The sequence below is a fragment of the Chitinophaga sp. genome, assembly GCF_039596155.1.
Lineage (GTDB): Bacteria > Bacteroidota > Bacteroidia > Chitinophagales > Chitinophagaceae > Chitinophaga.
The window spans coordinates 238,952-253,730 of the sequence record NZ_JBCNKF010000005.1 but is presented as its reverse complement, the minus strand read 5'-3'; the positions used below and the strand labels follow the sequence as shown (position 1 = coordinate 253,730).

Sequence of the window (14,779 nt, the reverse complement as noted above, 5' to 3'; positions counted from 1 at the left end):
AAGATCGTGGGGCACAATTGCCCCTTTTTTGTCTTTATATATTCAAAGGGCCTTTAAAAACAGCACGAACGGATGAACCACTCCATACATAGTTTTCGCAATTATACCAGCCACCAACTGGCTACAACGCCTTATTTCCTGGAGTGGGTCAAGTTCCCTGACGTAGCTAATACCGCATTCTGGCAATCTTTTGTGACTGCCTATCCGGACAAAGCTGCAGAAGTGGATACTGCTGTTTCGATAGTCCGTAGTCTACACGTGGTGCATGAGCGTCCGACACCCTTGCAGCAACGTGAAATGTGGGATGAGATCTATAATAATATAGGCAATAATAAGATGTATGTGCGCAAAAGCCCGTTGGTATATATAGCCCGTGCTGCTGTTGCCGTAGGTGTTATTGCCGCCGCTTCCTGGCTGATTTTCCGCCCGGGAAACATCGAGGTGAACATAGCCTCCAACTTTGGAGAAATTAAAACAGTATTCCTGCCAGACAGTACTGAAGTGACCCTGAACGGGCACTCTGCCATCAAGTACAATAAGGAATGGGCCAACCGGGAAGTGTGGATTGAGGGAGAAGCTTTTTTCAATGTAAAGAAGAACGTAGACCAGCAGTTTGACGTACACAGCAATGGTGTAGACGTACATGTACTGGGAACTTCTTTCAACATTCGCAACCGTAGAGGGGTTACCGCTGTTGTATTAAATACAGGCAAAATAATGGTAGCTGCTTCTGCAGAAAAAAAGCTCATCCTGTCCCAGCCGGGAGACATGGCCCGCTATGACAGTCAACACAAGGATTTAGTACAAAAGAAAGTACCCGTATCTAAAGTAACGGGTTGGCAGCAGCACAAGCTGCAATTGGACCAGACTCCCGTAGCCGATTTCTTTGGTTTACTGGAAGACGACTGGGGGTACCAGATTCAGGCAACTGATTCTTCGCTGCTGGATAAGAAGATTAGCGGAGAAATCGAGATGACCGACAAAGAAGTTCTTATGAACGCGCTTGCTGTAATATTAGATGCAAAAGTTACACAGCAGGGATCAACCATCATTGTAACACCCAACTAAATTTAAGGACAAGGGACAGCTGAACTGACATTTCGAGACAGGGTACGCTACCATTTATTTTTGTAAATCAAAATTGCTTACAGGCATGATCAATCTGAAAAAGGTTGCGGCCTTCTGTTGCCTGATGCTTGCCATCAGCCTGCAGATGTTTGCTGCCGTAGCCAGCCAAAATCAACCAACACTCACACTGAAAGAAGCTTTGAACAGCGCTTCAAAGCAATTTCATGTTTCCTTTATCTATGAAGATGAGCTGGTCAGCAACAAGCGCGTGAATACGCCTGCTGACGGTAGTTTCAAAAAGGTAGAAGACTACCTGACCACTGTATTGAAGCCATACAACCTGAAGTTCAGAAAGCTGGGCGGATCACAGTATGCTATTTATGGTACTTCTGATAAGGCTAAAGAGAAGGATAAAACCAACCATGTGGCTCCTGACGAAGCTGCCTCTGATCAGGCAGCTTCCCAGCAGCCTGCTGTTCAGATGATACAGGTGCAGATTAACAGATCTGTTGATACCACCGGTACAGATGCGCGTGTGATTATAGGAGTGGTGACAGATGAATCTATGGCGCCTGTTTCTTCTGCGACCATTATGGTACCAGGCACGAAATACATGGCTGTAACAGGAAAAAATGGTGATTTTTCACTGAAGGTGCCTGCGACTGCAAAGAACATCCAGGTGTCCTGTATTGCCTACGAAAGCCAGGTGCTGCCTGTGACAAATGCGATTTACTATAAAGTGGCGCTGAAAGATAAAACAGGTTACCTGAAGCCGGTGGAAGTAGTATCTACTGGTTATGTGAACCTGCCGAAGGAACGTGCGACCGGATCTTTTGGCGTAGTGACTGCCAAGGAGCTGGAAAAGATTCCTACGGCGAATGTGATTAACCGCCTGGAGGGTATGGTACCTGGTTTGCAGATGCAGCTGACTGCGGGTGACAATACTTTTGTTTATGACAACGTAACGCCGGCTGCTGCTAGTAACACCCGTACTATTGGAATGAATAACTACAACTATAACATCCGTGGAACCACGACATTGAAGAGTGAAACGAGTCCACTGGTAGTTGTGGATGGCTTTCCAACGGAGTTCGATCTGAAAACCCTGAACCCTAACGATATTGAACAGATTACTTTCCTCCGCGATGCCGCTGCCGCTTCTATCTGGGGGGCACGTGCTGCCAATGGGGTGATTGTGATTCAAACCAAGAAAGGGCGTTTACGTCAGCCGGCTGTGAATTTTAGTGTAGGCTACAGTACACAGGCCCGCCCGGATGTTGGTTATCTCAAGCTCATGAATAGTGCACAGGTACTGGCATTCGACAAGGAACTGGTAGATAAGGGTATCATCCCCGCCGCATCCTATAATCCCTATACTTCAGGTCTTAAGTATTATGTAGACAAAGGTGTCGATCTGGCGTTTCAGCTCAAATCCGGTCTTATCACACAGAGCCAGTACGACGCACAGGTAGCAGAACTGAGCAAAAGAAATAACTATAGCCAGTTGAGCGATTACCTGATGCAGTCCGCAACCGCACAGAATTACAATTTGTCTGTAAGTGGTGGTACTGATGCGCATACCTACTATCTGTCAGGTTCTTATTCTAAAGAGAATACCAGCACTATTGGTAATTCCGGAGAACGTATTAACCTGGTTGCTAACCAGGAATTTAAGATCCTGAAGAAGATCACCCTGGGAGTGAGTTTGAAAGGCGCATTCTTTAACTATGCCAATAATGGTATTGGTCTGAGCCCTTTGTCCAACGGTGCGAATACCTTTATGCCCTACGACGATATTCACGACAACTTCTATTATACCATCGGCGAGCACTATGCTGATTCATTGCAGAATCTCGGTTACAGGAACTGGTCTACCAACTACCTGAATGAGCTGAAGATGAACAGGAAATATTCACGTGATAATAACTATTCAGGTACGATCACATTGGAAATACCACTGTACAAGGGATTAAGTTTTAACGCAGCTTATATGCAGGAGCGGGACTTCTTTACCCTTCGTAATACGATGGATAAGAACAGTGCTTATGTAAGAGACCTATATAACAAAGGAACTGTGATGTCAGGCACCACCCTTACGAAGAATTTTCCTGACGGTGGTATTCTGCAGGCCAGCAATAACAATATGAATAACTACAGTGCGCGCGGTCAGCTTACATACAACAGGTCTTTAAAAGAAGATCATCAAATCAGTGCACTGGCAGGTATGGAGACGCGGCAGACACTGAATTCTGCAAATGGGTATACCATATATGGATACAATCCCGAGACGGGAATTGGCGTAGTTGTTCCTTACGGTACCTATTATGCGACCATGGATTACTCCGGCGGATACCTGGGTGGTTATCCTACGCAGACAGATTATGTAAAGCGTTACCTTTCTTATTATGGCAATGCGGCATATACATACAGGAACAGATATACATTATCTGGTAGTGTCAGGTATGATGATTATAACAACTTCGGTCTGGAAAAGAAGTATCGTGCCAAGCCGTTCTGGTCTAGTGGTGTAAGCTGGAACGTTGCAAAGGAATCTTTTATGCAGGATGTAACCTGGGTTAACTCTCTGCGTGTACGTGCGACGTTTGGTGTAAATGGTAATATTAACCAGGATCTTCGTCCGTTTACAAATATTTCATTGGGTAGCTCCGACTCTCAGACGGGCTTACCTACTGCTTCAGTTATCTCGCCTGCTAACCCGGCCCTGAAGTGGGAGAATACCTATGTGACGAATTTAGGTATAGACTATGGTTTGTTGAATGGCCGCCTGAGTGGTACGATTGATCTCTATAGTAAGAAAGGTACCGACATTATATACTTACTGGAGGTAAATCCGACCTTACTGGGAAGCAGTAACACCATTAACAGGAATGGCGTGAATATGAGTAACAAAGGTATTGATCTGGGAGTGAATGGCGCAATTATAGATGCGAAGGATTTTGGTTGGAACATGGGCGTGAACTTCTCATACAATACCAACAAGGTAACCAGTAGTGTGTTGAAACCAACTTCTTCTTTCTACTCCAGTTTTTCGGGAATAATATCAGGATACGCGTCTGACGCAGTCTTTGCCTATAAAAATGCAGGTCTCGACAGTTTAGGTTGGACAAAGATCTATGATCAGAATGGTAATAAGGTACGCGCTAATACAGCCGTAACTGATATGGGCGCTATAAAATATGCCGGCCGCAGAACAGCCCCTGTATATGGTTCAATGCAGAATACTTTCCGCTATAAAAACTGGTCAATGTTTGTACTGGCTACCTATAGTTTTGGGTCAGTATTCCGTGCACCGGTTGCTACACAGTATCCTAACTCCCGCAGAATGAATTACAATACTTCAGGAGACATCGCTAACAGATGGCAGAATCCCGGTGATGAAACGAAGACAATTGTACCTGGTGTAGCAGGTGCTTACGCTGCTACTTCAGTATTTCGTTATGCATATTCAGACGTAAATATCCAGTCTGGTGATTACATCCGTCTGCGTGAGATTTCATTGTCTTACCAGGTGCCTTCAGCAATGGCAGGAAAAGTTTTTGCGAAGAATATCAAGGTGAGTGGTGCTGTGCGTAACCTGGGATTAATCTGGAAAAAGAACAAGTTAGGCCTGGATCCAGATTATGTACCAGTACTGTCAAGTACTGTTTTGCATCTGCCAGCTACGCCACAATATAACCTGATGTTAAATGTAGGGTTCTAACCAAAATTTAAAATTACGATGAACAATAAATATCTTTCAATGCTGCTGTTAGGTACTATGGCACTGGCCAGCAGCTGTAGTAAATACACCGATATAAAAACCCAGGGTAGCCTGATACCAAGTGCAATTGACAATTATCGCTATATACTGAATGCTACTTCTACATTCGAAACAGGGGGTAAGATGACGGATCTGGCCGCTGCTGAAGTAGCAATTGTAGATAGTATTCAGCAGGCAACCGTGGAAGGATACAGTTCCAACTTTTTTATCAGGAACGTGTATACCTGGAAAGCGCCTATTTATGAAGTCTCTACAGACCATGATGCAGACTGGGATACTTACTATGGGCGAATTTTCAATTGTAATATCATTACGAACGAAGTACCTACCAGCACCGGGGGAACTGATTCTGCAAAAGCTGAGTTAATTGCAGAAGCGCTCACACACAGAGCCGATGCTTATCTGAATCTGGTGAATGAATATGCAAAGCCTTACAACAGTACTACTGCATCTTCAGATCCGGGCGTGCCGTTGGTACTAACACAGGACCTGGCCCAGAAACTCAGCCGGGTTTCAGTGGCCACGATCTATAATAAGATTGAGGCAGACCTCAAAACAGCTTTGTTATCTTTGCCAACGGCAAGTGCGTACAGTACACTGCCTGATAAGGCGGCAGCTTACTCTCTGCTGGCCCGCTTTTATCTGTTAAAAAGTGATTATACAAATGCAGGGCTTTATGCAGATAGTGCACTGGCATTACAGAATACGTTGAATAACCTGGGTACGATTACATCTTTGCCATACCGTAAAAATGACCCTGAAATTATCTTTGGCAAGGTGGCAAACCAGAGTTTTACTTATTCTCCTTATATAATGCGCCTGAGCGATGATATTCTGAATCTGCTGGGCACCAAAGATATGCGTTACCAGCTATTTACAAGGGATGCTGCCAGCTATTTCGGCAGTGGTTATACAGGCCGCTATTTTTGCCGTGAGCAGATTAACTTTGAGAGCAGGAACATTGGTACCTCCGTACCGGAGATGATGCTGATTAAAGCAGAGGTTTTAGCCCGCGCCGGAAATACAGGTGCAGCAATGGATGAAGTGAATATGCTCAGGCAGAAACGTTTCAAAGCAGCGGATTACGTGGCGCTTACCGCGACGGACCAGAATGATGCCATTGTAAAAGTAATACAGGAACGCAAACGTGAGTTCATGTGCCGCCTGTTACCCTGGATGGATCAGCGTCGTCTGAAAGACGATCCTTTATTTGCAAAGACATATACCAGGACCTGGCAGGGCCAGACCTATACGCTGGAACCATCCAGCAACAGGTACGTGTTCCCGATCGCGACTTACGTGATTGGCCTGAACCCTGAGATTGAACAAAATCCATGATAAATAATGAGAGGAATTAAGCATAGCTGCCTTTTTATCCTTGCCCTGTGTGCCTATACCGGCACGCAGGCGCAGGAGAGAAGACTGAAAATGACACCAGAACGACCTTCCATCGGAGACACCGTTAAGTTGTTGTATCGTCCGGATACAGCCTTATTGAAAACAGGCAAGCCCATACTCGGGGCCGTGTACATTTATGATACCACTTACCACTGGACAGCACAGGACCTGCCGCTGAAAAAGACAGATAGCGGGTACACCGCCACAGTACCCCTCACACCTGACAAAGGGTTATGGGCATTTAAGTTCAGGGCGGGCGATTCGACAGACAACAACAGAGATACCGGCTATATCATCATGGGATCTGTTCCAGGCAGACAATGGAAGGCAGCCTATGCAGGGTATGGTGCACTGCGTGCCCGTGATTATGAAATGGGTATAAGGGGGTATTACAAAAATTTCAGTATTGGTGATTCTGCCATGTTCTTCTGGATGGGGCAGGAAATTGGTTACTGGAAAGCCGGCAGAACATTTATCTGGCCTTATGTAAGGGCAAGGGCAGCAATGGAACGGCAGGCCGGAATGAACCCGGAAAATTCTTCCTCTATTCAGTCAGCCGCCAGCTATATGCTGCATGCACCTAACCTTTCAGAGAAGGATCTCTTTACACTGGCTTTGATCAACGAGCAATATCTGCATAAAAAAGAAAGAGCAGATTCTTTAAGGGCAGCTATAAATGCGCAATACCCCAATGGTATTCTAAAGAAGCTGGCAGACTATAAGGAGCTGATAAAAGAGCGGGATACAGATAAAAAGCTGTCACTATCAGAGCAGTTCATTAAGACATATGCACCTGAAAAAGAACTGGATGATCTGGCAGGCATTGAGTATGACAGGGGGGTATGGAGAAATATCTTTGCTATTTCCATCGCTAAGGGAGACACCGGGGTATTGGCAAAATACATCAATACGACAACCTTAAATCAGCTGGCTTTTGCTTATTACAAAATGGTGGAAATTCCTTATGCAGATTGGAAATCCATGCCGGCGAAGGTAGCTTATCCTTTTTCAAAACGAATAATTGATAAGCTGGCGGATCTGAAAAGCCACAAACCTGAGGAGTATTATTACTATACGCCTGCTGAATTTGCAACTTATGTAGACGGAATTTTCAAAACCGATTATATTACACATATCGCGATTCTCAGTGAAACTGGCAGAGAAAAGGAAGCACTTGCGCTGGCCCTGAGAATGCAGGAAACTTTTCAGTACAGTAACGCCACGTTGAATCAACTGGAAGCATCCCTGTTGGAAAAGGCTGGCGATAAGAAGCGGCTGGACGAAGTACTGCGCAACAGCGTACGCATGAACCAGGCTTCAGCACAAATCATTGACCTGCTGAAGAAAGACTACCTGAAAACACATAAGGATACGGAAGGGTTTGATGCTTACCTGAATGGTATGAAGGATGCCCATACAATGGAGTTGCTGCGGGAACATGTAAAATCAGCCATGATCGACAGAGCGGCCGTACCATTTGAGATGAAGGACCTGGATGGAAACACAGTATCACTGGCCGCACAAAAAGGGAAAGTAGTAGTGATGGATTTCTGGGCTACCTGGTGTGCACCTTGTAAGGCAGCTATGCCGGGTATGCAGATGGCACAGGAACATTTTAAGAACGACAGCAATGTGGTGTTCTACTTTGTAGATACCCAGGAGCGCGATCCTGAGTACAAGGAGAAAGTGAAGAAATTCATTAAAGAAAAGAAGTATCCTTTTAAAGTGCTGTTTGACAATGGAGACGAATTTTATAGCAAGTATGCAAAGCTGATCCAGACGTCAGGAATTCCTTTTAAAGTCGTGATTGATGGAAACGGGAAGATCCGGTTTGCACAGACCGGGTACATGGGCAGTCCGAGCGGATTGGCAGATGAAATAGAGATGATGATCTCTCTCGCAAAGTAAGTGACTAGTTGATTGATAAAATGAACAAAGAGTGATGACCCGGGCATGAGCGCTTCTTCTTAACCGGGGAAGCGTTTTGCCTTTTAAATAACTTATGATGAGAATATTATTCGCATTGCTGTTCATCAGTATGCAGGGAATGGGGCAGTTTGTCTCCAAAGATGTGCAGTATTATAATGCCGATAGCAGTATCCGTTTCGGGGGGACACTGACCATACCTTCTGGCGTTCAGCAATTTCCGGCGGTGGTGATTGTTTCGGGAACAGGCAGGCAGGACCGGGATGGCACGATGGCAGGTCATAAGATGTTCAAAGTGATTGCGGAGTACCTGAGTAGCAATGGAATAGCGGTATTGAGGGTGGATGACAGGGGAACGGGAACAACAACCGGCGACTACGAAAAGGCTACAACGGCCGATTTTGCAGCAGATGCGGTTACCGCAGCAGCATTTTTAAAGGCATATCCGGGCGTAAAACGGGTGGGCCTTATAGGGCATAGCGAAGGTGGCGCAGCGGCCTATATGGCGGCTGTAAAAAGCAAGGACATCCGGTTTGTGATTAGCCTGGCAGGTCTGGCAACGACCGGGTTAAAGGCATTGCAGGCGCAAAACCGGGCAATCGTGACCAGTGCCGGTATTCCTGTATTGAAGCAGAAGCGCTTTAATGAGATCAATGATATCATGTTTGATACGGCTTATGCGTATGCTACCGCTCCTGATATGGAGCAGCATTTGAGGAATGCCTATGTATTATGGGATAACCAGGATATAGCAAAGGGAGAAAAGGATTCTGTGTATAAGAAGAGCCGGGACCATTTCTTTTTCCCTCTTGAGTCTTATCTCAGGCAGGCAACAGGTCCGTGGTACAGGTACAATATCCGGTTTGACCCGGTTCCGTGGTTAAAGCAGGTAAAGGTGCCGTTATTGGCGATCAATGGCGATAAGGATATAATGGTGGCAGCGGATGAAAACCTGGGGAACTACAAAGCTTATGTAAAGAACGCTACGGTTGTAAAGGTCCCTGGATTGAACCATTTATTCCAGCATTGTGTGACCTGTACAATGCAGGAGCCTTCGAAGTTGCAGGAAGATTTTGCCCCGGAAGTGCTGAAAATGATGAGTGCATGGATAAATGGAACGAAAATTGATGTAAACGGCGTTCAGTTTATAAAGTGATCACCAACATGAAAAAATTTTTAGTACTGGCTGCTATGGCGGTGTTGCCAGCTTGTTCGAATCCAACCCCCGAGAATTATTTCGACACGGCCGTGTTGAATACTAATATGATCAATGATTTTGGAAGTGACGCATTGACAAAGATGTTGATCGCCCAGAACGTAAAATACAATGGTACGTTACCAAACGGGCCGAACGCTGCGACCAAAATGATAGATGGGAAGGTGCAGTATATAGAAAAGGAGCTGGTGAAGATCAAAGATCTGAAGGAGACGGATGAGACGAGAACGATGCTGAAGACATCAGTGGCTTTGTTTGAGTATGTGTTGCCGGTATACAAGAATGAATATAAAGCGCTGGCAAAGATGAGTGATGAGGGAGGTACGCAGGAAGATGTGTTGTCGCTGGGAAAGGAAATAGATAAAAAGTATGGAGAGCGGTTTGATAGTTTGTTTGATGTGCTGACAACGGAGGGAAAAAAGTATGCAGCGGCACATGATATTAAAGTGAACTGGGGAAATTAAATTTTTCATCATATAGAGCAGGGGGCACGGTAACGTGCCCTTTTTTTATATTATCAGTTGTTTGTTTTTTGTTAAGTGATGATAAATTGCTATATTTATTATAGCCATAGCAAAACAAAAGTTTTTTACATTTGAAAACCTTTTTTCATGATGGCTATTGGCCCGCAATGGGCAATAGAACCAGTGGAGCTGAATATCATCTCCCGATTTTTAACCTCACCCCACGTGAAGCAAAAGAATGGATAGATTGCTTACACATGATCCTCAATAAAGAAAGAGGAGAAGAAGTTAACCTATACGAATTCTGTACCTATAATGGATTTAATGTCGAAGTGTTAATTCCGTTTTTTTAAGGCGCTCACAGGGTACTAAAAACAAACTCACATGCAGCAAAAATGTGAGCTGTTCACAAAGGTGAACGGCAAAGTCGTCAGTCGTTAAAGGCCAGCTGGTCTTAATGGCGAATGAAATGGTAAATGTACCATTCGCAGCCGGCTGGTAGATGTTTATCTTACCTGGTATGGCTACTTAAGGATAAGCCCGTAAAAGGCTTATCCTTTTTTAGATTGAATCAGTTTCAGGAAGTAGGATTTTCCCATGAGGTTAATCAGCCTGTTAACCAGCATATATACTTTAGTCGTATTTTCAGCAGGAAAGAAATAACCAGCATCCTTCTCTAACAAGGCGGCATTTTTTAAAGCCTTCTCTGTATAGGGTAAGATCTTTTCAGGATGATAACCACCTTGTATGATGGTAGAGAGGATGTGCTTTAGCCGCTGTGGTTTCAAACGGGTGTCCGGAAAGGATTCCTTAAAATGCATATAAGGCCAGACCTCAAAACAAGGGTTGCTTAAGACCAGTCTCCAGTTCTTCTCCTTACAGATTTCATACAATTCTCTAAATTCATTTTCTTCATGATGATCTACGTCCATTACAAGATAGACTTCATCAATTTCTGCAAGGCCCACTTTCTCTGCATGTGCTTCAGCCCGTGCAAGTACCCATTTAGGTGCTGATAACGTAGGGTTCTCCGTATCTTTTCCAGCAATAGTCACTGTCAGTCTGGGAGATGCTGCTTCAAAATGCTTGAAGTAGTTCGGCTCTGTCAGGGCACCTTCACAGGCTATTACTATACGGGACGCATCTCTGTAGGGGGGGCGTTTTGCATACGAGAGGTTTTCAATATTCATAGGATTACCATTTTAATAATTCCAGTGTAGCTGTTGAAGGAATGGCGCCAAAGCGATTGATTAAATATCCTTTACGGGTATCTAGTTGCGTGTTGACAATAAAGTCGTTGAGACTGTAAAGTTCGGTGGCACCGGTTTCTTTGGTTTTGACAGCAAACCAGATTTCATCGTTACGGAATATATCAGTGTCCAGTAAGTTGGAATTGTGGGTAGTGAAGATCAGTTGTCCCTGCGTATTTGTGTGGTGCATTATTTTCTTAATCAATGCATTGATCAGCACAGGGTGAATGCTTTGTTCAATTTCATCTATGATAATAGTAGCGGTATGGTGGATCATTGACCAGCATACCGGTATTAATTCCAGTAATCTTTTTGTGCCCATAGATTCCTCTATTAAATCAAAGGGACAGTGATGGTGGAAGGCCGTGATTTTATTCAGCATGATCCGGCCGTTTTCTTCTGTAGTAAAATACCTGCCTTCTTTGGTAACGAATATTTTTCCCGGATCACTTAGTAACTTCGGATGTTTATTTTCAGGATCGTACGCTGCAAGGAATGAAGTACGATCAGTTTTTTCAAGGGTGAGGTAGTCAATACCTGTGTCCAGTGTTTTTAGCAGTTCATTGCTGAAAGTAAAGAATGCCGGATGGGTGCACAGTTTATGCAGGCATTCAATAATACCTGAATTATGGCGCATGATAATAATCTGGGTCGTGATCCACTGATAGGCTACCTCGATAACAGGTGCATGCTTCTCATCGTACAGGCGGATGGTATTTTCATGATGCCTGAATATTAAGGCAGGTGCTTTATCTATGCCCGATTCATAGAGGTATTCTTCCAGTACATTTTTATCATCAATGGTCAGTCCATATAGATAGCAGGTACCGCCAACCAGGAATTCAAGCAGAAAAGAGGAGGGTTGTTGTTGATTCTCCGATTTTAACCGGAACTTTTGCCGGTTAACAGATGTACTGACTGATCCATTTTTAACCCATTGCCGGATATTTTCGAGTGCATCGATCAGGTTCGATTTTCCGGCGCCGTTTGCGCCGTAAATAGCCGTTGATTTAAGTGCCTTTATCTTACCGTGGTGATAAATGTGGTGGGAGTGCTTAAATGCCTGTCCGGGAAAGGTATTAAACTCGGTAGCTCCATCAAATGACAGGTAGTTGGATATAACAAATCTTAGCAACATAGCGGGATAAGGGTTATATTCAAATATATTTATTTTATATCATATTTGTTCGTTAGCGGACAATTATTGTTGTAAAACCGAACGTTATACCTGTAGAAAGCTATTGATTTTCAATTTATTCATAAAGGGCACTCTTATTGAGGACTTGCCTGCAAAAGCCATCAGATGTTTAAAAATAACCTCCGTATAGCATTCAGGACTCTTTTTTCGAACAAAGCATACGGTCTCCTTAATATCCTGGGACTTACCCTTAGTATGACTTGTGGATGCCTGATCTTTATCCTGATCAAATACCACCTCAGCTTCGATAACTTTCACAAAGATGCCGATCACATTTACCAGTTCGTCACCGAACAACACAGGGAAAGTGTTTCCTACACCAGCAGTGTTCCTCCGGGATTCGCCAGTGCATTCAGGGAAGACTTCGGTGCCAGCGGTACTGTAGCAAAGGCAGCTACTTATAGTGACGCGCTGGTGACCTACGACCAAAAGAAATTTATCGAAGATGCCGGCGTTGCATTTGTAGAACCTACTTATTTTGATATTTTCAATTTCCCTTTACTGAACGGCAAAAATATGCTGGGAGAGCCCAACACGGCCCTTATAACCACATCTATAGCGAAGAAATATTTCGGCAGTGAAAATCCCATCGATAAGGTGATTAAGATAGAAAATAAACTTGAAGCAAGGGTCACCGGTGTGCTGCAAGACCTGCCAACCAATACCGACCAGCCGGCTGGCATCTTTGTATCGTGGAAAAGTGTGAAGGACTTTGATATGTTCTTAGGAAAAGACGATAACTGGAACGGTATTACAACCGTTTTAAAGACTTACGTACGCCTGCAGCCGGGTGTTTCGGCTGCTAACCTGGAGAAACAGTTTCCCCGGTATCGTGAGAAGAGAAAAGGAAGTAAGAATATACACGTATACCATCTGTTGCCTTTGGCTGAGAGACATTTTGATGAAAGATATACCGGCGTGATGGACAAATCCAGCCTCTGGATACTGGGATGTACCGGGGCATTCCTGATCATAGCTGCCTGTCTGAATTTTATTAATCTTTCCACCGCACAGGCATTGAGACGGTCCAAAGAAGTCGGCATCAGAAAGGCCCTGGGAAGTTTCAGGCTACAATTGTTCTGGCAATTCATAATAGAGACAGGAATCATTGTGGTGCTGGCTACGATCATCGCTATTGTACTCAGTATAATACTTCTACCAAATGTAAATGCACTATTTGAAACAAAAATGAGCCTACAGCAGGCGTTTGATATTAAGCTGGTGGCTTTTACCGGGATGATGATTGTGATAGTGACTTTTTTTGCAGGTAGCTATCCAGGTTTGATCCTTTCAGGGTTCCGTCCGGTAATTGCATTAAAAGGAAAGGTGTCTATGCAGCAGGTGGGAAGTTTTAATATCCGGCGTTCGCTGATTGTAACCCAGTTTATGATCACATTCATTCTTCTTATCGGGATGCTCGTCATCACGAGACAATTACAATATACCAGGCAAAAGGATCTTGGTTTTAACAAAGACGCCGTTCTGATAGTGCCAATGGGCGCTGATTCTGTAGATGCAAATGTAACAAGTCTGAAGAACGAGATGATGCGCCAGGCAGGTGTGAAGAGTGTGTCGCTCTGTTTTGAACCACCATCCTCCTATAGCAACTGGAATACAAATTTTCGTTTGCTGGCAGATGTGGAGGACCAACCATTTACAGCAGATGTGCGTGCAGCAGATGACCAGTATCTGCCTACTTTTGGATTACAGCTGATTGCTGGCCGTAATATATTTCCTGACTCTGCCGCAAGAGAATGTATTGTGAACGAGGTAATGGTACATAAGTTGAATATCAGATCTCCTCAGGAATTAGTAGGAAAACAGGTGAGTTTTAACGGAGGAATTCAAGCGACAATTGTTGGGGTGGTAAGGAATTTCCATATGCGCTCCCTGAAAGAGGATATAGGGGCGGTGCTGATAACGCCGTATCGAAAGTTTTACCAGAACTTCGCCATTAAATTGAACCTGGGACAGATGAAAACTGCCCTGCCAGCTATTGAAAAAATGTGGTCCGCACGGTTTCCGGACAAGTTATATACTTTTCAGTTTTTCGATAAGCAGATTGCAGCGTTTTATGCGTCAGAGGAAGCGAACCTGAAGTTGATCCGTGTCTTTTCGATTATTGCCATCTTTATTGGTTGTCTGGGCCTGTATGGTTTAATTTCGTTCATGGTCATGCAGAAGACGAAGGAAATTGGCATCAGGAAAGTACTAGGTAGCAGTGTCGGGGAGATCCTGTGGATCTTTGGCCGGGAGCTTGCCGTATTGATCCTGCTGGCATTCTGCCTGGCAGCACCATTATCGTGGTGGATGATGAACAGATGGCTGGAGGATTTCAAATTTCATGTAACGTTAGGTCCATGGATGTTTGTTAGTGCGATCGTGCTTACGGTAGTGGTAGCTGGATTGACCGTGAGCTTCCAGAGTGTAAAGGCAGCTTTGATGAATCCGGTAAAGAGCCTGAAAATGGATTGATTC

Annotated in this window: 9 protein-coding genes; 7 read left to right on the top strand and 2 right to left on the bottom strand. The window is 44.3% G+C overall.

What is annotated here, in order from left to right; genetic code table 11:
• Positions 1–72 precede the first annotated feature (72 nt).
• The 6 genes from ABDW33_RS07195 (at position 73) to ABDW33_RS07170 (ending at position 9,853) form a co-directional block, all read left to right on the top strand.
• Complete coding sequence (locus ABDW33_RS07195; RefSeq protein WP_343689392.1) at positions 73–1,068, top strand: FecR domain-containing protein; 996 nt, start codon at positions 73–75, stop codon at positions 1,066–1,068.
• Positions 1,069–1,153: 85 nt separating this feature from the next.
• A complete protein-coding gene (locus tag ABDW33_RS07190) occupies positions 1,154–4,789 on the top strand; it encodes a SusC/RagA family TonB-linked outer membrane protein (RefSeq protein WP_343689391.1) in 3,636 nt (1,211 codons plus the stop codon).
• 18 nt (positions 4,790–4,807) lie between these two features.
• Positions 4,808–6,187 (top strand): RagB/SusD family nutrient uptake outer membrane protein, encoded by a 1,380-nt coding sequence (locus tag ABDW33_RS07185; protein ID WP_343689390.1) that lies wholly within the window; start codon positions 4,808–4,810, stop codon positions 6,185–6,187.
• Between the two features lie 6 nt (positions 6,188–6,193).
• Positions 6,194–8,155 carry a TlpA disulfide reductase family protein gene (locus ABDW33_RS07180; RefSeq protein ID WP_343689389.1) on the top strand — a complete coding sequence of 654 codons (1,962 nt, stop codon included), beginning with the start codon at positions 6,194–6,196 and terminating at the stop codon, positions 8,153–8,155.
• 94 nt (positions 8,156–8,249) lie between these two features.
• Entirely contained in the window at positions 8,250–9,329 is a 1,080-nt protein-coding gene (locus tag ABDW33_RS07175) for an alpha/beta hydrolase (protein WP_343689388.1), read from the top strand.
• Between the two features lie 8 nt (positions 9,330–9,337).
• Positions 9,338–9,853, top strand: coding sequence for a hypothetical protein (locus ABDW33_RS07170; RefSeq protein WP_343689387.1), 516 nt, complete (start codon positions 9,338–9,340; stop codon positions 9,851–9,853).
• Between the two features lie 551 nt (positions 9,854–10,404).
• Here the strand turns inward: ABDW33_RS07170 and ABDW33_RS07165 are convergent.
• Complete coding sequence (locus ABDW33_RS07165; RefSeq protein WP_343689386.1) at positions 10,405–11,043, bottom strand: RloB family protein; 639 nt, start codon at positions 11,041–11,043, stop codon at positions 10,405–10,407.
• Between the two features lie 4 nt (positions 11,044–11,047).
• Positions 11,048–12,241 (bottom strand): AAA family ATPase, encoded by a 1,194-nt coding sequence (locus ABDW33_RS07160; protein ID WP_343689385.1) that lies wholly within the window; start codon positions 12,239–12,241, stop codon positions 11,048–11,050.
• A 165-nt stretch (positions 12,242–12,406) separates the two neighbouring features.
• On the opposite strand from ABDW33_RS07160, the gene ABDW33_RS07155 reads away from it, so the two are divergent.
• A complete protein-coding gene (locus ABDW33_RS07155) occupies positions 12,407–14,776 on the top strand; it encodes an ABC transporter permease (protein WP_343689384.1) in 2,370 nt (789 codons plus the stop codon).
• Positions 14,777–14,779 lie beyond the last annotated feature (3 nt).

Coding starts and splice junctions, on each gene's coding strand:
- ABDW33_RS07175 (WP_343689388.1), top strand. CDS start 8,250: ATGATGAGAATATTATTCGCATTGCTGTTCATCAGTATGCAGGGAATG.
- ABDW33_RS07195 (WP_343689392.1), top strand. CDS start 73: ATGAACCACTCCATACATAGTTTTCGCAATTATACCAGCCACCAACTG.
- ABDW33_RS07170 (WP_343689387.1), top strand. CDS start 9,338: ATGAAAAAATTTTTAGTACTGGCTGCTATGGCGGTGTTGCCAGCTTGT.
- ABDW33_RS07180 (WP_343689389.1), top strand. CDS start 6,194: ATGAGAGGAATTAAGCATAGCTGCCTTTTTATCCTTGCCCTGTGTGCC.
- ABDW33_RS07185 (WP_343689390.1), top strand. CDS start 4,808: ATGAACAATAAATATCTTTCAATGCTGCTGTTAGGTACTATGGCACTG.
- ABDW33_RS07155 (WP_343689384.1), top strand. CDS start 12,407: ATGTTTAAAAATAACCTCCGTATAGCATTCAGGACTCTTTTTTCGAAC.
- ABDW33_RS07165 (WP_343689386.1), bottom strand. CDS start 11,043: ATGAATATTGAAAACCTCTCGTATGCAAAACGCCCCCCCTACAGAGAT.
- ABDW33_RS07160 (WP_343689385.1), bottom strand. CDS start 12,241: ATGTTGCTAAGATTTGTTATATCCAACTACCTGTCATTTGATGGAGCT.
- ABDW33_RS07190 (WP_343689391.1), top strand. CDS start 1,154: ATGATCAATCTGAAAAAGGTTGCGGCCTTCTGTTGCCTGATGCTTGCC.